Raw genomic sequence first — 22,359 nt, 5'->3', positions numbered from 1 at the left:
CGGCGATGGTTCGGCCGGGGCGACGGCAATGTTACGACCAGGGGGAAGAGGCAATGCTGGATCTCGCAGGCAAGGTGGCGGTGGTGACCGGGGCGGGCTCGGTCGGCCCCGGCTGGGGCAATGGCAAGGCGACGGCGGTGCTGCTCGCCCGTCGCGGCGCCCGGGTCTATGCTCTCGACATCACGCCGGAGGCCGTGGCCGAGACGGCCGGTCTCATCGCCGGCGAGGGCGGCACCTGCGCGACCCGCACCTGCGACATGCTGGTGGCGGAGGAGGTGGAGGCCGCCGTCGCGGACTGCCTCGCCCAGTTCGGCCGGATCGACATCCTGGTCAACAATGTCGGCGGCTCCCATCCCGGCGGTCCGGTCGATATGCCGGAGGAGGTCTGGGACCGGCAGATCGACTTCAACCTGAAGACCGCCTTCCTCGGCTGCAAATACGTCCTGCCCGTGATGCAGCAGCAGGGCGGCGGCGCGGTCGTCAACATTTCCTCGGTGGCCGCGCTGCGCATGTCGGCCGGGCGGCCGCATGTCGCCTATTCGGCCAGCAAGGCGGGCATCATCGCCTTCTCGAAGTCGGTGGCGATGGCCCATGCGCGACAGGGCATCCGCTGCAACACGGTGATCCCCGGGCTGATGCACACGCCGCTGGTGGAGCATCGCCTGGTCCGCCAGCTCGGCGCCAACGATGCGGAGGCGCTGATCGCCCGGCGCCATGCCAGCGTGCCGGTCGGGCAGATGGGCAGCGGCTGGGATGTCGCCCATGCCGTGCTCTTCCTGGTCTCGGAGGAGGCGAAGTACATCACCGGCGCCGAGCTGCCGGTCGATGGCGGCTTCACCGCCGCCGGGCCGGTCTGAACACGGGGGAGAATGCGCCGGACGGCGCATTCTCCTGCCGGCAGGTTACGGCCGCAGCGCCTCGGCCGCCGACCAGCCACGCTCCAGCCGCTTGCAGAGGCGGCGGTAATCGATCCCGGTCGCCGCGGCGGCCGTGGCCAGGCTCACCATCCGGCCGCGATAGGGGATGAAGTGGCGCGGCGTGCCGCGGCGCGGCGGCGCATGTTCCCAGGCGCAATTGGCCGGCGAATAGCCACGGGATTCGTTGAGCCGGACCAGCCGGTGCTCCGGGCTCGGCCGCGGGCCCATATCCTCAAGGAAGGTGGCATAGCCGCGCCCGCCACTGGCCTGCCAGCGGCGGCAGACCGAGGCCTCCTGCTGCCGGTGCAGCAGCGCCTGCCAGACATGGTATTCTGGCGTCGCCTTGCCGCCCGCCTTGCCGCCATGCCGGTATTGCCGGTCGCGCGAGGATTCGTCGCGCAGGCAGCCGCAGCTCAGCGTGGTCCCGGCCTTCAGCCGGTCTTCCCGCACCACGGCGGTATGGCCGCATTCGCAATCGCAGGCCCAGCGGCGGCGGGCAAAGCGGCCGCGCCAATAATAGGGTGTCTCCTCATGCGACACCGTCAACCGCCCATAGCGCAGGCCTTCGCGTACCCTGCCATTCGGCATGTTTGGCCCTTCCTCCACAACTAAGCCCCTAATCATGATGTGTCATACGCCGCGGCATGCTTCACGGTATGGGCATCCAAGCTGCTTCAAGGAGGGTTGATCCCGCCTTAACCCGCCACCATCGCCCATTCATCTGCGGTGAGACGCGGCGTGATGTGCTGCGGGCAGTTCCACTCGAAGCCGGCAACCTCCACAATTACCGCGCTCTCGGCGATTCGTTCCGCGCCGTCCGGAGTCAGCCGCGCCAGCAGGGCCGGGTCGTCTCGCACCACCCGGGCATGGCCGAGCAGCTTCAGCCGGCGCCGATTCGCATAATCCATGAAGAACAGCGCCACCCGGTCATTGCCCGCGAGGTTGCCGACCGAGACATGCTGGCGGTTGCCGCCGAGATCGGCGAAGGCGATCTGGCCGGCATCCAGCACCCGCACGAAGCCCGGCGCGCCGCCGCGATGCTGGATATAGGGCCAGCCCGTCTCGGAGACGGTGGCCATGTAGAAACTGTCCCGGGCCCCGATGAAGCCTGCCTCCTGGGTCGAGAGGCGGCTGTCCTCGCGACCGGCCTCGGCCATCCGGGCGTAATGCGGGCGGGAGCCGAGCGCCTCCTGCTCGGCCTGCACGGCGGGGGTGAAGGCGATCTCGGCGAAATGGCGGCCCATGACACTCTCCTCTGTCTGTGCCGTGGAGGATGGGGCTTGCCAGCGCCGGCAAGAATAGCCACTAATCGCAACTTGCCCTTCCGACAGGTGGAAGAATGGACCGGCTGGAGGAGCTTCGCCTCTTCGCCGCGGTGGTCGAGGCCGGCAGCCTCGCCGCCGCCGGCCGCAGGCTCGGCCATTCCCCGCCGGCGGTGACGCGGGCCGTGGCGGCGCTGGAGGCGCGGCTCGGCACGCGGCTGCTGGAGCGCAGCACCCGCCGCCTGGCGCCGACCGAGGCCGGGCGGCAACTGGCCGAGCAGGGCCGTCGCCTCCTCTCGGACTATGCCGAGGCCATGGCCACCGCCGCGGGCGAGGCCGGGCCGCCGCGCGGCCGTCTCCGCATCGGTGCCCCGCTGGTCTTCGGCCGCCGCCATGTGGCGCCGGTGCTGGCGGATTTCCTTGTTGGGCATCCGGCCGTCACGGCGGAGCTCCTGCTCTCCGACCGCAATGCCGATTTGCTGGAGGAGGGGATCGATGTCGCGCTGCGCATCGGCCCGTTGAGCGAGGGTAGCCTCGTCGCCCGCCGCATCGGCCAGCTTCGCCGCATGGTCGCCGCCAGCCCCGGCTGGATCGCCGATCACGGCCGACCCGCGGCGCCGGAGGCGCTGGCCGGCCAGCCGGCGGTGATCTTCGGCACCGCGCCGGGCGCGATGGAATGGAGCTTCCAGGCCCCCGGCGGCGGCGGCACGGTCACGGTGCGTCCGGCCCCGCGCCTCGCGGTGAACGAGGCCGAGGCGGCGGTGGAGGCGGCGATCGCCGGGCATGGGCCGGTGCGCGCGCTGTCCTACCAGCTTGCCGAGGCGCTGGCGGATGGCCGGCTGGTGCGGCTGCTAGAGGATTGGGAGGGCGCGCCGATCCCGGTCTCCCTGGTGCTGCCCTCGGCGCGGCTGATGCCGTCTCGCATCCGCGCCTTCCTCGATTTCGCCGCGCCGCGGCTGGCGGCGCTGCCGGTGCTGCGGCTCAGCCCAGCCGCGCCAGCACCCGGTCGGTGAAGGCCTCGGCACTGCCGAGATAGGCGGCTGGGTCGGTCAGCTGCGCCACCGCCTCCGGCGCCAGCCGCTCCGCCACCTTGGGGTCGGCCAGCAGCGCCTCGGCCAGCGGGATGCCGCGGGCCAGGGCCAGGTCGCAGGCATGGTTGACGACATGATGCGCCTCGCCCCGGCCGAGCATCGGCGCCAGCCCCATCATCACCGCCTCGGCGACGATCAGCCCGCCGGTGCTGTCGAGGTTGCGGCGCATCCGTGCGGCATCGACCACCAGCCCCTCGGCCAGCACCCGGGCCTGGGCCAGCGCGCCATGCGTCAGCAGGAAGGCCTGGCCCACGGCCAGCGGCTCTGTCTGCCAGGGCCCGGTGCCGCGCTCCTGGTCCTGCGCCATCGCCGCCAGCACCTGCGGCACCAACGCATGGACGCCGCGGCTCTGCGCCACGATGTATTCGCAGGAGATCGGGTTGCGCTTCTGCGGCATGGTCGAGGATCCGCCGCGCCCTTCCTGATGCGGCTCCGCCACCTCCGCCACCTCGGTCTGCATCATCAGGATCACGTCGGTGGCGATCTTCGACAGCGCGCCGCAGACCAGGCCGAGGAAGGACACCGCCTCTGCGATGCCGTCCCGCGCCACATGCCAGGGGATATCCGGCAATGCGAGGCCGAGCTCCCCGGCCAGCGCCTCCTGCACCGCCAGGCCCTGGTTGCCGAGCGAGGCCAGCGTCCCGGCCGCGCCGCCGAATTGCAGCCGCTCGACCCGCGGGCGGAGCTGGTCCAGCCGCTCCACCATGGTGATGAGGGGGGAGAGCCAGACCGCCGCCTTGTAGCCGAAGGTGACGGGCAGGGCGTGCTGCAGATGGGTCCGCCCGGCCATCACCGTGCCGCGGTGGCGCCGCGCGAGGCCAGCAAGGCCGGCATTCACCGCCAGCAGCTCCGCCCGCACCAGGGCCAGCCCCTCGCGGATCTGCAGCACCACGGCGGTGTCCATGATGTCCTGGGTGGTGGCGCCCCAATGGGTCCAGCGCCCCGCTTCCGGCCCGGCCAGCGCGCTGAGCTGCCGCACCAGCCCCACCACCGGATAGCCGGTATTGCGCGTCGCCGCCGCCAGCGCCGGCAGGTCCAGCCGCTCCGCCCGGGCCGCCGCGGTGATCGGGCCCGCCGCCTCGGCCGGGATGATGCCGAGCCGGGCCTGGGCCCGGGCCAGCGCCGCTTCCACATCCAGCATGCGCTGGAGGAAGGCCATTTCGCCCATGCAGGCGCGCATCGCCTCGGTGCCATAGAGGGCGCCGAGGACAGGGCTGTCGGCCGGGTTCACGCTCATGCGGCTCAGATCTCCAGGAAAACCATCTCGCCCTCGCCTTGCAGGCGCATATCGAGCCGCCAGGCCCCATCCCCCTCCGGCCGGGCGATCAGCGTGCCGCGCCGATCGGGCGGGACGGCGGAGAGCACCGGGTCCTGCTCGTTCAGCGGCTCCCCGGCGAAATAGAGCCGGGTGACGAGCTGCTTCAGCAGTCCGCGGGCGAAGAGCGAGACGACCACATGCGGCGCCTGGAAGGCATTGCCCTCGGCCCGCACCGCGCCCGGCTTCAGGGTGAGGAAGCGGAACCGTCCCGCCTGGTCCGTGGCGCAGCGGCCGAAGCCGTGGAAGTCGCCGTCGTAGCGGCCCTCCGGATCGGCCTGCCAGATCTCCACCATGGCATCGGGGCAGGGCGCGCCATCGCCATCGGTGACGGTGCCGAGCAGGGTGATCCGCTCCCCGGCGATCGCGGCATTCGGCCCGTTGGAGCGCAGCAGGTCGGCCCATTCCGGGAAGTCGATCAGGTGCCAGTAGGGGCCGGCGGTCTGGCTTGCGGTCGCCTGCAAGGGCGGCCGATTCAGCCCTCCGCGCCCTTCGGCGCTGCGGTCATCGGACGCCAAGCTCATGCCGGGTTCTCCATCGGGGTCGCGTCCCGCCCGCGCAGCACGATGTCGAAGCGGTAGCCGAGCGCATATTCCGGCTCGGTGACCTCGAGGTCGAATGCAGCGACGAGGCGTTGCCGCGCCGCCGGATCGGGCACGCAATTGAAGATGGGGTCGAGCGGCAGCAGCGGATCGCCCGGGAAATACATCTGGGTGATCAGCCGCTGCGCGAAGCCGGCGCCGAACAGGCTGTAATGGATATGCACCGGCCGCCAGGCATTGTGGTGGTTGCGCCAGGGATAGGCGCCGGGGCGGATCGTCGTGTAGCGATACCAGCCCTCCGCATCGGTGAAGATGCGGCCCTCACCCTTGAAGTTCGGGTCGAGCGGCGCGTCGTGCTGGTCGCGCTCATGGTTGTAGCGGCCGGCGGCATTGGCCTGCCAGACCTCGACCATGGCGCCCGGCACCGGCCGGCCATCCTCGTCCAGCACCCGGCCGGCGACGGTGATGCGCTCGCCCTGGGCTTCCCAGCCCGGCCCCTTGGCCAGGTTGTGCGTCGTCTCATAGAGGGAGGGGCGCATCCGCGGCGCACTGGTCTCGCTCAGCGTCTGGGCGATGCGGATCAGCGGCTGCTTCGGATGGCGCTTATGCGTGCTGCCATAGTCCGGCGCGTCATAGGGCGGCTGGGTCTCCGGCGCGGGCAGGCGATAGCTCATGCCTCCATCTCCTTCAGCGTCTCCTTGGCGATGCGGAGCGCGGTATTGCCCGCCGGCACGCCGCCATAGGCCGCCACCTGCAGCAGCACCTCGGCGATCTCCTCCGGCGTCACGCCGGTATTGGCGGTGGCCCGCACATGCAGCCGGAATTCCTCGTGATGGCCGAGCGCGGCGAGGATGCCGAGGCAGAGCAGGCTGCGGTCGCGGAAGGACAGGCCCGGCCGGGTCCAGACCCGGCCCCAGACGCCTTCCAGGATGAAGTCGCGGAAGGGCGCGTCCATCGGCGTCAGCGCCGCCTCGGACCGCGCCACATGCGCCTCGCCCAGGATGTGCCGGCGCACCGCCATCCCGGCCTCGGCCGCGGCGTCCGGCAGCGCCGTCGCCAGCTTCATATGGGCGAGGACGGCGCGGGTGAAGGCGTCCTCACGCTCGAAATTCGGGATATGCGCGGCCTCGGCGATGATCACCATCTTGCTGTCCGGGATCGCCGCATGGATCGCCTGGGCGGCCGCGACGGGGGTCGATTCATCCCGGTCGCCGACGATGACGGTGGTCGGGCACCGCACCCGCCCCTTCACCTCCTCCCCCGTTATGTCCCGCAATGCGGCGGCGCAGCCGAGCCAGCCCGCGGGGTCGGTCGAGAGCAGCATGCGCCGCAGCCCCTTCGAGGAGGCGAGCGAGCGGTCCAGCACCCAGCGCCCGAGCGTCGCATCGGCGACCGCGGCCAGGCCGCCAGCCGCGACGGCATCCATCCGTCCCTGCCAATTGGCCGCCCCGCCGAAATCGAGCGCGGTGTCGCAGGCCATGACCGAGAGCACCCGGTCCGGCGCCAGCGCCGCCATCCGCAGGGCGATATGGCCGCCGATTGAGACGCCGCCGACATGCGCTGCCGTGATGCCGAGCGCATGCAGCAAGCCCAGCGCGTCCCGCGCCAGACGGTCCATGGTGTAGGGGCCCGGCGTCGCCTCGGTCAGCCCATGGCCGCGCATATCCATGCGGATGACGCGATGGCGCCTGGCCAGCGCCTCCGCCTGCGGGTCCCACATATGCAGGTTGGTGCCGAGGCTGTGCAGCAACAGGACCGGCACGCCGGTGGCGGGGCCGGCGATCTCCGCATGCACGGCGATGTCGTCGAGCTGGATGAACATGCTGGACCTCCCCTGTGCGGCAGGGTCGCGCGGCGGCCGGGGCGGGTCAACAGCAGCCCAGGCGGCCGGTCGCCGTTTCTTGAATGCGCCGGCCGTGGAAGGAATGCCTCAACCAAAGCGTGCAACGCTACTATCGCGCTACTTTCTACGGGTTGGGTTCTGTAATGACGACGGTGCTTGCTGGAACGACCGCGGCAAAGTCTGCCTGCCAAGGCTGCCGCTCGGGCGAGGGTCTCGGCATCCCGCTCGCCATGGCCTTCCAACCCGTCCTCGATGCGGGCCGCGGCCGGGTCTTCGCCCAGGAGGCGCTGGTCCGGGGGCCGGAAGGGCAGGGGGCCGGCTGGGTCTTCGAACAGATCAAGCCCGGCGCGCTCTATGCCCTCGACCAGGCCTGCCGCATTGCCGCCATCGAGGAAGCCAGCCGCCTTGGCCTCGCCGCCGGCGGCACCAAGCTGGCCATCAACTTCCTGCCCAATGCGGTCTACAATCCGCTGGCCTGCATCCAGGCAACCCTGCGGGCCGCCGAGCGCACCGGCTTCCCGCTCGACCAGATCATCTTCGAGGTCAGCGAGCAGGAGCCGGTGAAGGATCCGGGCCATCTGCTGCGGATCTTCCAGGCCTATCGCCAGATGGGCTTCACGGTGGCGATCGACGATTTCGGCTCCGGCCATGCCGGGCTTTCGCTGCTGGCGGATCTGCCGGTCGATATGCTGAAGCTGGATATGGGCCTGGTCCGCGGCTGCGATGCCGACCGGTCGCGGCAGGTCATCCTGGCCGCGGTGGTGAATGCCTGCCGTGAACTCGGCGTGCAGGTCATCGCCGAGGGGATCGAGACCGCGGCGGAATGCACGACCCTCCGCGCCATGGGGGTCGAGCTGTTCCAGGGCTATCTCTTCGCCCGCCCCGGCTTCCGCAGCCTGCCGCAGCCGGTGCTGCCGGAGGGTTTCACCCGAGCAGCCTGACCAGCCAGAGGCTGAGCGCCGGGAAGGCCACGCAAAGCAGCAGCCGCACCAGATCGGTGGCCAGGAAGGGCAGCACGCCGCGATAGGTCCGGGCGATCGGCACGTCTTTGGCGAGCGAGGAGACGACGAAGACATTCAGCCCGATCGGCGGCGCCGTCAGCCCGATGCCGACCACGATCAGCACCAGGATGCCGAACCAGATCGCCGTCTCCTCGGTGCCGCCCAGGCCAAAATCCAGCGCCGTCACCACCGGGAAGAAGATCGGCAGGGTCAGCAGGATCATCGCCAGCTCATCCATCACCGCGCCGAGGACGATATAGGCAAATAGCAGCAGGGCCAGCACGCCATAGGGCGGGTAGTCCTGTTCCGAGATCCACTGGGCCAGCAGCTCCGGCGCCGAGGTCAGGGCGAGGAAGGCGTTGAACACCTCGGCGCCGAGCAGGATCACGAAGATCATCGCCGTGGTCTCGGCGGTGGCCAGCAGCGCATCCCGCAGTGCGGGCAGGCCGAGCGTGCCGCGCAGCATCCCGACGGCGGCGGTGGCGATGCAGCCGATGGCGGCGCTTTCGGTCGGGGTGAAGACCCCGCCATAGATGCCGCCCACCACCACCACCGCGATCAGCATCACCGGGATGACGTTCAGCATCGCGCCGCGCACTGCCGCGGCCGCCAGGCGCGGCGCCGCCGGCATCAGCGCCGGCCACCACCGTGCCAGCAGCCAGATCGCCAGGATGTAGAAGCCTGTCGCCAGCAGCCCAGGGACCAGTGCCGCCATGAACAGCTTGGCGATGTTCTGCTCGGTGCTGATGGCATAGACGACGAGGATCACGCTCGGCGGGATCAGGATGCCGAGCGTGCCGCCGACCGCGACGGTGCCGGTCGAGAGCCCGGCATCATAGCCGTAGCGCCGCAGCTCCGGCAGCGCCGCCCGGCCGAAGGTCGCGGTGGTGGCGACGCTGCTGCCGCAGACCGCGCCGAAGCAGGCGCAGGCGCCGACCACGCCCATCGCCATGCCGCCCGGCTTGTGGCCGAACAGCGCCGCGGCGGCGGCAAACAGATCCCGCGCCAGCCCGCCCCGCTCCGCCAGCGCGCCCATCAGGATGAACAGCGGGATGACCGAGAGGGTGTAGCTGGCGAAGAGGAAATAGGGCGTGGTCTTGAGGTAGTTCAGCAGCGTCGCCGCATCGACGATGGTCACATAGCCGCCGGTGCCGACCAGCAGCATGGCCAGCCCCACCGGGCAGCGCAGCGCGATCAGGCCGAGCAGCGCAGCGAAGCCGAGCGCCGCCTGCAGGAATTCCGGCGCCATCACCCCTCCTCGCCGCGCAGCAGCCGCCCGGTCGCGTGGAGCGCCGCCAGCGCCACCATGGCGAAGCCGCAGGCGCCGAGCCCGACCGCCCACCAGGTCGGCAGGCCGAGCACCATGGTGGTGGTGCCGCTCCGCAGCGTCTCGGCGGCGCCGATCCCCAGCCGCCAGGCCAGCACCAGCGCCACCGCCGCCCAGACCAGCATCCAGCCGGCATCGATCACGGCGACCACCGGCCGCGGCAGCCAGGTGGTGAAGCTGTCCACCAGGATATTGGTCCGCCGCAGCGTGCCATGGGCGAGGAAGCCGAGGACCGCGAGGCCGGAGCCGAGCGAGACCAGCTCGAAATCCCCCTGCACAGGCTGGCTGGTCGCCCAGCGCCGGCCGACGCTGAAGCAGGTGAGCAGCGCCGTCGCCAGCAGCACCGCGCCGCCGGCCAGCGCCAGGGCGCGCACCGCCGTGGCGACCGGGCCCCGCTCCGCCCCTTCGCTCATGCCCGGCTCAGCTCACGCCCTGGCCGAATTGCGTGACCAGCGCCCGCGCCTCCTCGAGCAGCGCGCCGCCATCGATGTTCCGCTCCTTCATGCCGGCGAGCCAGGCCTCCACCACCGGCGTGGTCTGGCGCTGCCAGCGGTTCCGCTCCTCCTCGGAGAGTTCGAGGATCTGGTTGCCGCGCTTGCGCACCATCTCCTCGACCTTCGGCCCTTCCTCGTCCCAGGGCTTCGCCGCCATCCGCGCCGCCGCCTCGCCGCTATTGGCGTCGATCACTGCGCGGAGATCGGCCGGCAGCCCGTCATACTTCGCCTTGTTCATGGCGAGGACGAAGGTGGCGATATAGAGCGTGGGCGACCCGGCGATCTCGGTGTGGTTCTTCACCATCTCATGCAGGCGGATGCTCGGCACCACCTCCCAGGGGACCACCGCGCCGTCGATCACGCCCTGGCTCAGCGCCTCCGGGATCTGCGGCACCGGCATGCCGACCGGCGCCGCGCCCAGCGCGCGCAGCGCCTCGCCCGTCTGCCGGGTCGGGAAGCGGAGCTTGAGGCCCTGCAGGTCCTCCATCCGCTTCACCTCGCGCCGGGCATGGATGACGCCGGCATCATGGCCCCAGGCGGTGATGATATGCGTGTCGGCGAATTCGCCGCGCATCCGGCGTTCGTACAGCGCCTGCACGGCGCGGACATTCACCGCGGCGCGGCGATGCGCGACGAAGGGCAGCTCGAAGACCTCGATGCTCGGGAAGCGGCCGGGCGTGTTGCCGGGCAGCGTCCAGACGATATCCGCGACGCCGTCCCGCGCTTGGTCATAGAGCTGCGGCGGGGCGCCGCCGAGCTGCATCGCCGGGAAGATCTGGATGCGGATGCGGTTCTGGCTCTCCGCCTGCACCTTCTGCACCCAGGGCTGGATGAAGTGGCGATGCACATTGGAGATGGCAGGCAGGAAGTGGTGCAGTCGCAGCGTCACCTCCTGCGCCCGCGCCGCGCGGGGGCGCAACAGGGCAGGCAGGGCCAAGGGGGCTGCAAGCAGCAGTCGGCGTTGCGGCATGGACGTGTCCCAGAGGATTCGTTGGCGGCCGAGACCGCATGGCAGTCATGCCATGGTTTCAGCCGGAACCGAAGCGGGACCTCGGCAATTTCGTGCCGCTACCGGGACAGTGCCTCACGCAGTGCCCGCGCCCGCGCGCCGACCGTCTCGGCCGCATCGCCCGGCTTGTAGAGCGAGGAGCCCATGCCGAATCCGGCCGCGCCGGCGGCCCGCCAGGCCGGGATCGTCTCCACTCCCATGCCGCCCACCGGCAGGACCGGCGTGCCCTTCGGCAGCACCGCCAGCATCGCCTTCAGCACGGCAGGCGAGGCGGCCTCGGCCGGGAAGAGCTTCACCGCATCGGCGCCGGCGGCCAGCAGGGCGAAAGCCTCGGTCGGGGTGAAGAAGCCGGGCGCCGCCTGCATGCCAAGCCGCTTGGCCTGGCGCACCAGCGCGCAATCGGCATGCGGCGTCACCAGCAGCCGGCCACCCGCTTCCGCCACCTGGGCCAGCTGCGCCTCGGTCATCACTGTCCCGGCGCCGACCAGGGCGCGGCCGCCGCAGTGATCGGCCATCAGCCGGATGCTCTCGAAGGGCTCGGGCGAATTCAGCGGCACTTCGAGGATGGTGATGCCGGCGCTCACCAGCGCCTCCGCCACCGGCACCGCCTCATGCGGGGTGATGCCGCGCAGGATGGCGATGAGGGGGCAGCGTTGGAGCCAGTCCTTCAGGGTCATTGCAGCGTCTCCGCGATCAGCGCCAGGCCGCGCAGGGCAAGGTCCGGGTCATGCAGCCGGTGTTCCAGGCCGAAGGCGCCGAAGGCCAGCGCATAGGCCCGGGTGAGGGTTGCCGAACCGGCGAGATGCACCGGCCCCGGCGGCATCCCCTCGGCCAGCGCCGCCGCGACCTCATGCCCGATCAGCAGGCCGGAGAGATAGCTCGCGGTCGCCGCCTCGCTCAGCTCCCCCATCAGGCCGAGGCCCCGCGTGCCGAAGAGGTGGTGCAGCAGCCCGCCCCCCTGCCGCGCCCGGCCGACGCCGCGGAGGAAGGCCGCCTCGTCCATTGGCGCATCGGGCTGGGCGAGGCGGCCGAGAATGCTGTGGTCCAGCAGCACGGCGCGGACCTCGCCGGTCATCTGGGTGGCGAAGCCGGTGACCTTGCCGCCACCGAGCCGGGCCCATTTTGCATGTGTCCCCGGCAGGCAGGCCAGCGCCTCCGCCTCGCCCAGCTCGGCCAGCAGGCCGATCAGCTTGGTCTCCTCGCCGCGCATCACATCCGGCACGCCGGCGGCGTCGCGGGTGGTGAGACCGGGGACCAGCAGGCAGCGCGCCCCCTCGAAGGGCAGGGGAGTGAGGGCGGCGGCGATCTCGGCCGGGCCGGCGGGGCAGGGGAGGTAGGGCACCTCCACCCAGCCCTGGCGGCTGCCGACCATGCCGCAGAGCAGGACCAGGCTCTCGCCCTCGGCCAACCAGGGCCCGATCGCGGCCGAGAGCGCCGCCGGGAAGCCGCCTTTGGGAACGGAGAGGATGCCCCCCTCGCTCTCCCGCCGGTCGAGGATGGCGCCGCCGGGGGCGAGGCGGTAGGCGCGGAAGGCGGAGGTGCCCCAATCGATGCCGATCATGCGGAGGTCCTAGGCCGGTCTGGACCGACCGGCAACGCAGAACCTCCGCCGCCGTGCCCTCAGCGCAGGACGATCTCGACCCGGCGGTTCTGCGGCTCCCGCACGCCATCGGCGGTCGGGACCAGGGGGCGGCTCTCGCCGAAGGCGGTGATGCCGATCTCCTCGCGCCGGATGCCATGGCGCACCAGCTCCGCCGCCACCACCTGCGCCCGGCGCTCGGATAGGCGTTGGTTGTAGACGGGCGTGCCGGAGCGGTCGGCATGGCCCGCCACCTCGATCCGGGTGGCGGAGACACGCCGCGCCGCGCTGGCCGCCTCCGTGATGATCTCGCGGGCGCGGTCGGTCAGGTCGGCGCGGTCCCAGTCGAAGAAGACCAGGAAGGTCCGCGCCACCGAGGCCGGCGGCGGCGCCATGGGCGAGGACTCGACCGCCGGCGGCGGGGCGGGCGGCGGGTTGAAGGCGTAGCGCAGCCCGACCAGGATGCTGTGGTTCTCGCCATGCGGCCGGAACTTGCCCGGCACCGCCGTGCTGGCCGGCCCCGCGGTGCGGCTGACCTCGATGATCGGCGACATCGCGTCGAAGTAGCGATACTCGCCGGTCAGGGCGAGGCCCGGCGCCAGCCCGATCGCGCCGCCCAGGATACCCTGGAAGGCGAAGCTGCCGCCGGTGTCGTCGATCAGGTAGCGGCCGCCGGCGGCGTTGAAGCGGGCGTCGCGGAACTGGGTCCAGGCATAGCCGACGCCGCCGCCGATATAGGGCTGCCAGACCCGCGGCGAGATGCCGAAGGAACTGAGGTCGAAGTCGAAGAAGACATTCGCCATGGCGCCATAGCGGTCGATATAGCCGGAGCGCCCTGCCGCCACGTCGTTGAAGGACAGCCTCCGCATCTCATGGTTGCGGTAGTTGCCCTCGATCTCGGCGCGGAAGCCATTGCCGAAGCCCCAGCCGAGCGACCCGACCGCGACCACGCCGATGTCATTGTCATGGACATGCAGGCCGCGGCTCTTGGTATCGACCCAATTGTTCAGCCCCGCCCCGGCGCCGACATAGAGGCCGGAGATCGGCTGGGCGCCCGCCGCCGCCGGCAGCGCGGCGATCAGGGCGGTGGCAAGCAGGGTCTGGCGCAGCGTCATCCGAAGGCTCCGACGGCAGGGGCAATGCTCTCGACCTTGTGCCGTAAGCCGTTTCGCGCCGCACATCAAATGGCGGAGTGTAAAATTCTCCCACCGGGCGAGAGACGTTCCGCCAGCGTTGTGACATCCGCTGCCGCGGCGCAGCCGGGATGGCGGGTGAGCAGCGGCTGCTGTCGCCGGATCGCCTCCGGCACCCGCGGGTCGCGGCGGATGATGCCGGCGAGTTCCAGGCCGGCGCCAAGGAAGCTGGTGCAGGCGGTATCCAGCCGGCGCCAGACCCGTTCCCCCGCCGCCCGGTCGGCGGCGAGATTCACCGCCAGCCGCTGATCGCCGCCCGGCCGGTCCTGGCGGTGCAGCTTGAGCACGGCATAGGCATCGGTGAGGCTGGTCGGCTCCTCGGTGGCCACCACCAGCAGGGAATCGGCCGCCGCCGCCAGCCGCCGCACCGGCGGCGCCAGCCCCGCCCCGCAATCGAGAAGCAGCCAGTCCCGCCCCGTCGCCGCCCGGGCCAGCAGCGCCGGCAGCGCCTCCGGCCCGAGTGCCGCCAGGGAGCCGCAGCCGGACCGGCCGGGCAGCACCGCGAAGCCGGCCGGATGCGGCAGCACGGCGGCCTCCAGCGGCAGCCGCCCGGCCAGCACATCGCCCAGATCGGCGCGCGGATCGAGGCCGAGCTGCACATCGATATTGGCGAGGCCGAGATCGGCGTCCAGCAGCAGCACCCGCGCCCCGCGCTGCGCCAGCGCCTGGGCCAGGCTGATCGCCAGCCAGGTCTTGCCGACCCCGCCCTTGCCGGAGGCGATGGCGAGGATGCGGCCCGGGAGTTCGGCTGGGGTCATGCGGCGGGGTCCGGAACAGGGGGCGCAGCCAGCCGGCGGGCCAGCCAGTCGGGGGTGATCGGGGTGAGGCCGTCGGCGGCGCCGGGGCCGGTCCCGGCCTCGGTCAGCGCCAGTCCGGCGCCGGCAGCAGCGAGCACTCCACCCAGCCGCCGCGCCCGGTCCAGCCGGGTCGGCAGCAGGTGGCGGGCGCCGAGGGCGGCGAAGGCGGCAGCGGTCTCGGCCGCCTCGGCGGGGTCGAGCCCGGCCGGCAGCACCAGCAGGATCTCCGCTCCGGCGGCCAGCGCCAGCCCCCGCAGCGCGGCGGCCTCCGTCGGCTGGAAAGGGTCGCAGCCGGCGCTGTCGATCAGCACCGGCTGGCCGGGCTGCCGCGCCGCGACCGCGCCGGCCAGCAGTGCCGGCTCCCCCGCCAGGGCCAGGCCGAGGCCGAGCAGCCGGGTGAAGGCGGCCAGCTGCGCCACCGCCCCGGCCCTCGCGCCATCGGCGGTCAGGATGAGGGGCGCGGCACCGGCCAGCACCGCCCGGGTCGCCAGCTTGGCGCAGGTGAGCGTCTTGCCCGCCCCCGGCGGCCCGGCCAGCAGCAGCGGCCGCGCCCGGCCGTCCGGCAGCGGCGCGAAGCGGAGCGCCCCCGCCAGCGCCGACGCCCCGCCGCTGCCCAGCCGCGCCGCCAGGCCGGGCGGCAGGTTGTGCCGGGCGAGGGGCAGGGCGGACGGCGGCGGTGGAAGCACCGGCACCGGGGGCGCCGGCCGGTCCAGCGCCGCCGTCACCTCGACGCCGCCGCGCACCCGCCGGCTGTCGAGGATCACCGCCTCCGGCCCCAGCTCGGCCCGCACGGCCGCCATCGCCTCGGCCATTCCCGCCGCCTGGAACAGCCGCAGCCGCATCAGAGCGTGCCCACGGTGCGGATGCGGGCGCGCGGATGAATCTCCGCCTGGCTCAGCACCGTGGTCGCCGGGCGGAAGCGTTCCAGGATGGCGCGGACATGGGCGCGGATGCCGCCCGAGCAGACCAGCACCGGCGCCTCACCGGCGGCGGTGGCGGCATCGAAGACCTCCCGCACCCGCTGCATGAATTCCTGCAACCGGGAGGGCGCCATGGCGAGCTGCCGGTCCTCCGGCGGCCCGGCCAGGCTCTCGGCGAAGGCCAGTTCCCAATCGGCCGAGAGGGCGATCAGCGGCACATAGCCGCCCGGCCCCCGCGCCGCATCCGAGAGCTGCCGCGCCAGCCGGCCGCGCACGATGCCGAGGATGCCGGCGAGGCCCCGGGTGCCGCCCGCCACCGCCTCCTGCACGCCCTCGAGGATGGTCGGCAGGTCGCGGATCGAGACCCGCTCGGCCAGCAGCGCCTGCAGCACCCGCTGCAAGCCGCCGAGTCCGACCTGGCCGGGGATGACATCGGCGACCAGCTTCTGGTGCTCCTTCGGCAGCTCATCCAGCAGCTTCTGCGTCTCGGCGAAGGAGAGGAGCTCCGGCATGTGGTCGCGCACCGTCTCGGTCAGATGCGTGGCCAGGACGCCGGCGCAATCGACCACGGTGCAGCCGCGCGCCAGGGCCTCATCGCGCAGCGCCTCCTCGATCCAGAGGGCGGGGAGGCCGAAGGTCGGCTCGGTCGTGCGCTCGCCCGCCATGGCCGGCACGCCGCCCGAGGGATCGATGGCGAGATGCAGCGGCGGCCGCAGCCGGCCGCGCGCCGCCTCGATCTCCTTCACTCGCAGCACATATTCGTCGGGCGGCAGTTCGAGATTGTCCTGGATGCGCACGCTCGGCAGGACGAAGCCCATCTCGGCGGCCATGGAGCGGCGGAGGCCCTTGATCTGCTCGGTCAGCCGCGGCGCCTCCCCGGCCGCAAGGGAGAGCAGCCCATAGCCCAGCTCCAGCCGCAGCAGGTCGAGCCGCAGGGATTCGGCGACCGGCGGCTCGGCCGGGGCGGGGGGCGGCGGGGGTGGTGCCTCGGCCGCCGCGCGCTCCGCCCCCCGCCGCTGCCAGGCCAGCGCCCCGCCGCCTGCAGCCAGCGCCAGGAAGGGCAGCAGCGGCATCCCCGGCATCAGCGCCAGCACCCCGGCGATCCCGGCGGCCAGCCCCATCGGCTTCCAGCCCTGGCCGAGCTGGCGGCCCATCATCTCATCGGCGCGTTCCTTGCCCGATCCCTTGGTGACGACGATGCCGGCGGCGACCGAGATCAGCAGCGCGGGGATCTGGCTGACCAGCCCGTCGCCCACCGTCAGCATGGCGAAGGTGGTCGCTGCCTCCCCCACCCCGAGGCCATGCCGCAGCACGCCGATGGCGAGGCCGCCCAGCAGGTTGACGACGGTGACGATCAGGCCCGCGATGGCGTCGCCGCGGACGAATTTGGCGGCGCCGTCCATGGCGCCGTGGAAGGCGCTCTCCTGCTCCAGCTCGCCGCGCCGGCGGCGCGCCTCGGCCTCGTCGATGATGCCGGCCGAGAGATCGGCATCGATCGCCATCTGCTTGCCCGGCATGGCGTCCAGGCTGAACCGCGCCGCGACTTCCGCGATGCGGCCGGAGCCCTTGGTGACGACCATGAAATTGACGACGAGGAGGATGGCGAAGACGATCATCCCGACCATCACATCGCCGCCCATCAGGAAACCGCCGAAGGCCGCGACCACCTGCCCCGCCGCCTCCGGCCCCTCATGCCCATGGGTGAGGATGGTGCGGGTGGTGGCGACGTTCAGCGCCAGCCGCAGCAGGGTGGTGAGCAGCAGGAGCTGCGGGAAGGCGGTGAAGTCGAGCGGCGTGCGCAGGAACAGCGCCACCATCAGCACCAGCACCGCCAGCGTGATGGAGAGCGCCAGCCCCGCATCCAGCAGCAGCGTCGGCAGCGGCACCACCAGCACGGCCAGCAGCAGGCCGACGCCGAGCGCCAGGGTGACATCGCCCCCCGGCCGGAGCCGGTGCAGCCAGGCAGGCAGCGCGATGGCCTGCACCCGCTAGCCCCCCACGGGCAGCGGCGCCCAGGGCAGGGGGGCGGGCAGGGGCGGGACCGTCGCCGGCACCGCCAGCCCCTGCGCCCGGTAGTCATGCAGCTTGTTGCGCAGGGTGCGGATGGAGATGCCGAGAATTTCCGCCGCCCGCGTCCGGTTGCCGAGGCAATGGGTCAGGGTTTCCAGGATGAGGTCGCGCTCCACCTCCTCCACCTTGCGGCCGACAAGCCCGGCGACGCCGCGCGGCGTGGCGGGCGATGCGGCTTCGACCGCGGGCGCCGCCGATGGCGCCATCGCGCGCGGCAGCACCGTCAGCTCCACCGCCTCCGGCCCGATCTCCGGCCCGCGCGCCAGCAGCACGGCGCGATGCAGCGCATTCTCCAGCTCCCGCACATTCCCCGGCCAGGGATGCGCCAGCAGCAGCGCCTCCGCGGCCGGCGCGAGGCGGCGCGGCGGCAGTCCGTTGGCCTCGGCGAAACGGGCGGCGAAATGCGCCGCCAGCGCCAGGATATCCTGCGGCCGCTCGCGCAGCGGCGGGATGTGCAGCGCCAGCACATTCAGCCGAAAATAGAGGTCGGCGCGGAACCGCCCGGCCTGGACTTCGGCGGCGAGGTCGCGGTTGGTCGCAGCCAGCAGCCGCACATCCACCTTCACCGGCGCGCCGCCGCCCAGCCGGTCCACCTCCCTCTCCTGGATGACGCGGAGGATCTTGGCCTGGAGGCGCAGGTCCATCTCGCCGATCTCGTCCAGCAGCAGGGTGCCGCCATCGGCCTGTTCGAATTTGCCGCGCCGGGCCGCGACGGCGCCGCTGAAGGCACCTTTCTCATGGCCGAAGAGCTCGCTTTCCAGCAGCGCCTCCGGCAGGGCGGCGCAGTTCAGCGCGACGAAGGGGCCATGGGCGCGGCGGCTGTGGCGGTGGATATGGCGCGCCAGCACCTCCTTCCCCGTGCCGCTCTCGCCGGTGATGAGCAGGCTGGCCTGGGCGCCCGCCAGCTGCGCCGCGCGCGCCAGCAGCGCCGCCATGGCCGGGTCGCGATGGACCGGCGCCTCTGCCTCCCCGGCGGCGGCGGCAAGGATGGCGGCGATCAGCTCCGCCTCGGGCGGCAGGGGGAGGAATTCGCGCGCCCCGGCGCGGATGGCGCGCACTGCCGCGGCGGCATCGGCATTGCGGCCGCAGGCCACCACCGGGCAGGCGATGCGTTCGGCGGCGAGCTGCTCCACCAGCCAGCCGATATCATGCGTGACCTCGCAGAGGACGAGATCCGCGCCCTCCGCCCGCAGCCGGGCGAGGCCGGAGGCGACGCCATCCGCCTGGGCCAGCCGCGCCCCGCGTGCCTGCGCCATCCGCGCCGCGAGGCCAAGCTCCGCCTCCAGCGCGCCGATGATGAGGAGTCGTGCCATGGCTAGACCCCCCGATCGCCCTTGACGATCTCGGTCATGGTGACGCCGAGCCGGTTATCCTCGACCATCACCACCTCGCCGCGGGCGACGAGCCGGTTGTTGACATAGATGTCCACCGCCTCGCCCAGCTTGCGGTCCAGTTCCACCACCGCGCCGCGGCCGAGCTTCAGCAGTTGCGAAACCTGCATGGTGGCGCGGCCGAGCACGGCGCTGACCTGCACCGGGATGTCATAGACCGCTTCCAGGTCGCGGCCGGGGCTGGCGCCGGCGCGCGAGGTGCCGGCCTCTAGCGGGCCGAGGGTCTCGAATCCGGCGGGCTCCGGCATGGGTCAGTTCCTCTCCGTCAGGGGGTGCAATCCGAAACTGTCGAGCAGCGCCGCCACAGCGGCGCGCGCAGCCTCGGGCGAGAATTCGGCGCCGCCGCCGCGCCAAGCGGCCCGGGCGCCGCCGGGGGGCAGGGAGGGGTCCTCCGCGATGCGCAGCCGCGGATCGGCGAGTTGCGCCGTCGCGCTGCCGCAACCGGGCGGGACATGCAGGGTGACGGCGACTTCCGCCTCCAGCAGCGGCGCCAGCCGGGCGGCGAGCCCCGTCGCGCTCTCCGGCCCGAGCCGCGCGGCGGCGGCGGGCAGCGCCGCGCCGAGCGCGCTGAGCAGCAGCCGCGCCAGGTCGCCCGCCGCCTCCGCCGCGGCCGTGGCGGCGGCGGAGGCGGCCCCCTCCAGCGCGGCGGCGATGGCGACCAGCGCCGCCGCTCCCCGCGCCGCGGCCTCCTGCTCCGCGGCGGCACGGCCGGCTGCCTCGCCGGCGGCGCGGCCCGCGGCCTCGGCCGCTTCCCACAGCGCGGCCCGCGCCTCCGCCTCGGCAGCGGCACGGTCTTCCTCCGGCTCGGGCACGGGCTCGGGGGGCGGTGGCTCGGGCGGGGCGTCGAGATCGGGCAGGCTGAACACCGCCGCGGTCACGCCGCCGCCGCCCGGCAGGCGCAGCAGATCCACCAGCTCGAACACTGCGGTCATGGCAGCATCTCCTCGTCGCGGTTGTCCTGCAGCTGGATGCTGCCCTGCGCCGCCATGTCCTTGGCGATGGCGACGATCCCCGCCTGCGCCTCATCCACGTCGCGCAGCCGCACCGGGCCGAGCGCGGCGATGTCGTCGCGCAGCAGCTTCGCCGCCCGTTCCGTCAGGTTCTTCATGAAGAGGTCGCGGAGAGTCTCCGAGGCGCCCTTCAGGGCGAGGGCCAGCCGGTCCTTCTCCACCGCCCGCAGCAGCGCCTGCAGCCCGGCGCCATCGACGCGCTGGAGGTCCTCGAAGGTGAACATCAGGCTGCGGATGCGCTCGGCGCTGTCGCGGTTGCGCTCCTCCAGCGCCGAGAGGATGCGGCTTTCCGACTGGCGGTCGAGGTTGTTGAAGATCTCCGCCATCATCTCATGCGCGTCGCGCCGCGCGGCGCGGGCGAGGTTCGACATGAACTCCATCTTGAGGGTGCGCTCGACACCCTCCAGCGCCTCCTTCTGGACCGTCTCCATGCGCAGCATGCGCATGACGACCTCCATGGCGAAGCCCTCGGGCAGCAGGGCGAGGACGCGGGCGGCATGGTCGGCGCGGACCTTGGTGAGCACGACGGCGACGGTCTGCGGGTATTCGTTCTTCAGGTAATTCGCCAGCACCGCCTCATTCACATTGCCCAGCTTGTCCCACATGGTCCGCCCGGCGGGGCCGCGGATCTCCTCCATGATCTGGGCGACGCGGTCGGGCGGCAGGGTCTTCAGCAGCAGCCGCTCCGTGCTCTCGAAGCTGCCGGTCAGCGAACCGGCCTGGCCGAGCTGCTCGGAGAAGTCGCGGCACAGCTCCTCGATCGTGGCGGAAGGCACGGTGCCGAGTGTCGCCATGGCGATCGAGAGATCGCGGATCTCGTCCTCATGCATGCGGGCAAACAGGGGGGCGGCATGCTCCTCGCCCAGCGCCAGCATCAGCGCGGCCGCCTTCTGCGGCCCGGTCAGCACGGTCTTGGCCATCAGGTGGCATCCTCCGGCGCCAGCCAGCGGCGGAGCACCGAGAGCGCCTCCTCGGGATGCTCCTGCACCAGCGCCACCAGGTTGTTGATGGCCGAGGCACGGACCTGGCCCTCGACCTGGGCGCGGTCGATCATCGCCTCGGGCGAGGCTGGCCGGTTCGGGTCATCGGGCCCGGCCAGCGCCGCGCCGCCCTCGGATGGGGGCAGGCCGGGCGCGCCCTCCATGCCGTCCATCGCCGCGCCGCCGGCGCCGGCCATGGCCAGGGCCGGCTGCGGCCCGAGGCCGACCAGCAGCCGCCCGACCATCGGCCGGCCGAGCAGCAGGATGGCGACCAGCGCCACCAGGGCCAGCAGCGCGCTCTCGACCAGCCTCGTGCCGAGCGCCGGGCTGACCGGCAGGCCGAGGAAGCTCGGCGCCTCGGGCGCGGTCCCCGCTTCCTCGACGAAGCGCATGGAGACGACCTCCACCCGGTCGCCCCGTCGCTCGTCGAAGCCGACGGCGCTGCGGACCAGGGCGGCGATGCGCGCCAGCTCCTCCGGTGTCCGCTCCCGCCAGGCGCCGTTCTCGGCCAGGCCATCGACCAGCACCGCGACCGAGAGGCGCTTCAGCACCGGATGCTCCCGCAGCACGTTCCGGCTGCTGCGGCCGATCTCGTAATTGGTGGTCTCCTCCTGCCGGCTCTCGCTGCTGGCGCCGCCGCCGCTGGAGGTCGCTTCCTGCCCCGGCAGGTTGGTGGCGACCGAGGTGGGCGGCGGCTCGGCGCCGCGATTCTGCTCGGTGACGGATTGGGTGCTGCGGGGCACCTGGTTCTCCGGGTCGAAGCGCTCCTCGCGGGTCTCGACGCGGTCGAAATCCAGCTCCACCGTCGCCTCGGCGCGGACCCGGCCGGGGCCGAGGGTGCGCTCCAGCAGCTCCTCCACGGCGCGGCCGATCCGCATCTCCTGCGCCCGGCGCAATTCCTCCTGGTTCAGGGCCTGGGCGGGGCCGGCCAGGGCCTGGCCGCCGCGGGCCAGCAGCTCCCCCCGGCTGTCCACGATCGAGACATGCTGGGGCTTGAGGCCAGGGACGGCGGTTGCGACCAGGTGCAGCACGGCCTGCACCCCCTCCCGGTCCAGCCGCTGCGCGCCCTGCATGGCGAGCACGACGCTGGCCTGCGCCTCCCCCCGCTCGCGCGAGAAGGCCTCCCGCCGCGGCAGCACCAGATGGACGCGGGCGGTGCGGACGCCGGCGAGGCCGCGGATGGTCCGCGCCAGCTCCCCCTCCAGCGCCCGCAGCCGGTTCACATCCTGCTGGAAGGGGCTGGTGGTGAGGCTTTCCGAACGGTCGAAGATCTCCCACCCGACCCCACCGCCGGAGGGCAGCCCCTCCCGCGCCAGGAGCAGGCGGAGGCGCGGCACCTGATCGACCGGGGCCAGGACCGTGCTGCCACCCCCGGCCAGGCGGTAGGGCACCCGCTGGCGCTCCAGCGCCGCGACCACGGCGGCGGCGTCGCGGGATTCCAGCTCTCCGAAAAGGGGGCTCATCGCCGGCTCCCCGGCGCGGAAGGCCAGCGCCCCGATCAGGCCGAGGATGCCGAGCGCGACGGCGGCCAGCGCCGCCAGGCGCAGCGGCCCCAGCCCCCGGAGCCCGGCCAGGAGCCCCGCCATCATGCCCGCCCTTGCCGCCGCATACCGCCTGT

Annotated in this window: 23 protein-coding genes; 3 read left to right on the top strand and 20 right to left on the bottom strand. The window is 72.7% G+C overall.

The window, feature by feature from the left end; all coding sequences use genetic code 11:
• Positions 1-53: 53 nt before the first annotated feature.
• On the top strand, positions 54-857 hold the full coding sequence (locus JMJ55_RS24530) for an SDR family NAD(P)-dependent oxidoreductase (protein WP_202828249.1): 804 nt from the start codon (positions 54-56) through the stop codon (positions 855-857).
• 45 nt (positions 858-902) lie between these two features.
• On the opposite strand, the gene JMJ55_RS24525 is transcribed toward JMJ55_RS24530, so the two are convergent.
• Together JMJ55_RS24525 and JMJ55_RS24520 are read right to left on the bottom strand one after the other, a co-directional pair.
• Positions 903-1,505 (bottom strand): hypothetical protein, encoded by a 603-nt coding sequence (locus tag JMJ55_RS24525; protein WP_202828248.1) that lies wholly within the window; start codon positions 1,503-1,505, stop codon positions 903-905.
• A 107-nt stretch (positions 1,506-1,612) separates the two neighbouring features.
• A complete protein-coding gene (locus JMJ55_RS24520) occupies positions 1,613-2,161 on the bottom strand; it encodes a pyridoxamine 5'-phosphate oxidase family protein (RefSeq protein WP_202828247.1) in 549 nt (182 codons plus the stop codon).
• Between the two features lie 95 nt (positions 2,162-2,256).
• On the opposite strand from JMJ55_RS24520, the gene JMJ55_RS24515 reads away from it, so the two are divergent.
• Positions 2,257-3,192, top strand: coding sequence for a LysR family transcriptional regulator (locus JMJ55_RS24515; protein ID WP_202828246.1), 936 nt, complete (start codon positions 2,257-2,259; stop codon positions 3,190-3,192).
• Here the strand turns inward: JMJ55_RS24515 and pcaB are convergent.
• Genes pcaB through pcaDC form a run of 4 tightly spaced genes read right to left on the bottom strand, consistent with a single transcriptional unit; the run spans position 3,161 to position 6,949 of the window.
• Positions 3,161-4,507, bottom strand: a complete 1,347-nt coding sequence (gene pcaB / locus JMJ55_RS24510) for a 3-carboxy-cis,cis-muconate cycloisomerase (RefSeq protein ID WP_202828245.1) — start codon at positions 4,505-4,507, stop codon at positions 3,161-3,163. The genes JMJ55_RS24515 and pcaB overlap by 32 nt on opposite strands.
• 5 nt (positions 4,508-4,512) lie before the next feature.
• Positions 4,513-5,109, bottom strand: coding sequence for a protocatechuate 3,4-dioxygenase subunit alpha (gene pcaG, locus JMJ55_RS24505; protein ID WP_236034010.1), 597 nt, complete (start codon positions 5,107-5,109; stop codon positions 4,513-4,515).
• Positions 5,106-5,801 carry a protocatechuate 3,4-dioxygenase subunit beta gene (gene pcaH, locus JMJ55_RS24500; protein ID WP_202828244.1) on the bottom strand — a complete coding sequence of 232 codons (696 nt, stop codon included), beginning with the start codon at positions 5,799-5,801 and terminating at the stop codon, positions 5,106-5,108. The genes pcaG and pcaH overlap by 4 nt, the downstream gene beginning before the upstream one ends.
• Positions 5,798-6,949 (bottom strand): bifunctional 3-oxoadipate enol-lactonase/4-carboxymuconolactone decarboxylase PcaDC, encoded by a 1,152-nt coding sequence (gene pcaDC / locus JMJ55_RS24495; RefSeq protein ID WP_202828243.1) that lies wholly within the window; start codon positions 6,947-6,949, stop codon positions 5,798-5,800. The genes pcaH and pcaDC overlap by 4 nt, the downstream gene beginning before the upstream one ends.
• Before the next feature lie 251 nt (positions 6,950-7,200).
• On the opposite strand from pcaDC, the gene JMJ55_RS24490 reads away from it, so the two are divergent.
• Positions 7,201-7,911 carry an EAL domain-containing protein gene (locus tag JMJ55_RS24490; RefSeq protein WP_202828242.1) on the top strand — a complete coding sequence of 237 codons (711 nt, stop codon included), beginning with the start codon at positions 7,201-7,203 and terminating at the stop codon, positions 7,909-7,911.
• On the opposite strand, the gene JMJ55_RS24485 is transcribed toward JMJ55_RS24490, so the two are convergent.
• The 14 genes from JMJ55_RS24485 to fliF all read right to left on the bottom strand — a co-directional run bounded on the left by JMJ55_RS24485 (position 7,895) and on the right by fliF (position 22,330).
• Complete coding sequence (locus JMJ55_RS24485; RefSeq protein WP_202828241.1) at positions 7,895-9,220, bottom strand: TRAP transporter large permease; 1,326 nt, start codon at positions 9,218-9,220, stop codon at positions 7,895-7,897. The genes JMJ55_RS24490 and JMJ55_RS24485 overlap by 17 nt on opposite strands.
• Complete coding sequence (locus JMJ55_RS24480) at positions 9,220-9,711, bottom strand: TRAP transporter small permease (protein ID WP_202828240.1); 492 nt, start codon at positions 9,709-9,711, stop codon at positions 9,220-9,222. The genes JMJ55_RS24485 and JMJ55_RS24480 overlap by 1 nt, the downstream gene beginning before the upstream one ends.
• Positions 9,712-9,718: 7 nt before the next feature.
• Entirely contained in the window at positions 9,719-10,762 is a 1,044-nt protein-coding gene (locus JMJ55_RS24475) for a TRAP transporter substrate-binding protein (protein ID WP_202828239.1), read from the bottom strand.
• A 98-nt stretch (positions 10,763-10,860) separates the two neighbouring features.
• The gene (locus tag JMJ55_RS24470; RefSeq protein ID WP_202828238.1) at positions 10,861-11,478 is read right to left on the bottom strand and encodes a 2-dehydro-3-deoxy-6-phosphogalactonate aldolase; all 618 of its coding nucleotides are present in this window, start codon (positions 11,476-11,478) and stop codon (positions 10,861-10,863) included.
• Positions 11,475-12,362 carry a 2-dehydro-3-deoxygalactonokinase gene (locus tag JMJ55_RS24465; RefSeq protein ID WP_202828237.1) on the bottom strand — a complete coding sequence of 296 codons (888 nt, stop codon included), beginning with the start codon at positions 12,360-12,362 and terminating at the stop codon, positions 11,475-11,477. The genes JMJ55_RS24470 and JMJ55_RS24465 overlap by 4 nt, the downstream gene beginning before the upstream one ends.
• A gap of 59 nt (positions 12,363-12,421) precedes the next feature.
• Positions 12,422-13,495, bottom strand: a complete 1,074-nt coding sequence (locus tag JMJ55_RS24460) for an OmpA family protein (protein ID WP_202828236.1) — start codon at positions 13,493-13,495, stop codon at positions 12,422-12,424.
• 65 nt (positions 13,496-13,560) lie between these two features.
• Entirely contained in the window at positions 13,561-14,331 is a 771-nt protein-coding gene (locus tag JMJ55_RS24455) for a nucleotide-binding protein (RefSeq protein WP_202828235.1), read from the bottom strand.
• A complete protein-coding gene (locus tag JMJ55_RS24450) occupies positions 14,328-15,212 on the bottom strand; it encodes a hypothetical protein (protein WP_202828234.1) in 885 nt (294 codons plus the stop codon). Before JMJ55_RS24450 ends, JMJ55_RS24455 begins: the two co-directional genes overlap by 4 nt.
• Complete coding sequence (gene flhA / locus JMJ55_RS24445; protein WP_202828233.1) at positions 15,212-17,275, bottom strand: flagellar biosynthesis protein FlhA; 2,064 nt, start codon at positions 17,273-17,275, stop codon at positions 15,212-15,214. Before flhA ends, JMJ55_RS24450 begins: the two co-directional genes overlap by 1 nt.
• A gap of 3 nt (positions 17,276-17,278) precedes the next feature.
• Positions 17,279-18,673, bottom strand: a complete 1,395-nt coding sequence (locus tag JMJ55_RS24440; protein WP_202828232.1) for a sigma-54 interaction domain-containing protein — start codon at positions 18,671-18,673, stop codon at positions 17,279-17,281.
• Between the two features lie 2 nt (positions 18,674-18,675).
• Positions 18,676-18,999 (bottom strand): flagellar motor switch protein FliN, encoded by a 324-nt coding sequence (gene fliN, locus JMJ55_RS24435; protein ID WP_236034009.1) that lies wholly within the window; start codon positions 18,997-18,999, stop codon positions 18,676-18,678.
• Positions 19,000-19,002: 3 nt separating this feature from the next.
• Positions 19,003-19,683, bottom strand: a complete 681-nt coding sequence (locus JMJ55_RS24430) for a hypothetical protein (protein ID WP_202828231.1) — start codon at positions 19,681-19,683, stop codon at positions 19,003-19,005.
• Positions 19,680-20,681 (bottom strand): flagellar motor switch protein FliG, encoded by a 1,002-nt coding sequence (gene fliG, locus JMJ55_RS24425; RefSeq protein WP_202828230.1) that lies wholly within the window; start codon positions 20,679-20,681, stop codon positions 19,680-19,682. The genes JMJ55_RS24430 and fliG overlap by 4 nt, the downstream gene beginning before the upstream one ends.
• Positions 20,681-22,330 (bottom strand): flagellar basal-body MS-ring/collar protein FliF, encoded by a 1,650-nt coding sequence (fliF, locus tag JMJ55_RS24420; protein ID WP_236034008.1) that lies wholly within the window; start codon positions 22,328-22,330, stop codon positions 20,681-20,683. Before fliF ends, fliG begins: the two co-directional genes overlap by 1 nt.
• Positions 22,331-22,359: the final 29 nt, after the last annotated feature.

It is taken from the genome of Belnapia mucosa (assembly GCF_016775475.1).
GTDB classification, from domain to species: domain Bacteria; phylum Pseudomonadota; class Alphaproteobacteria; order Acetobacterales; family Acetobacteraceae; genus Belnapia; species Belnapia mucosa.
This window is presented reverse-complemented; position numbering and strand designations above follow the sequence as displayed.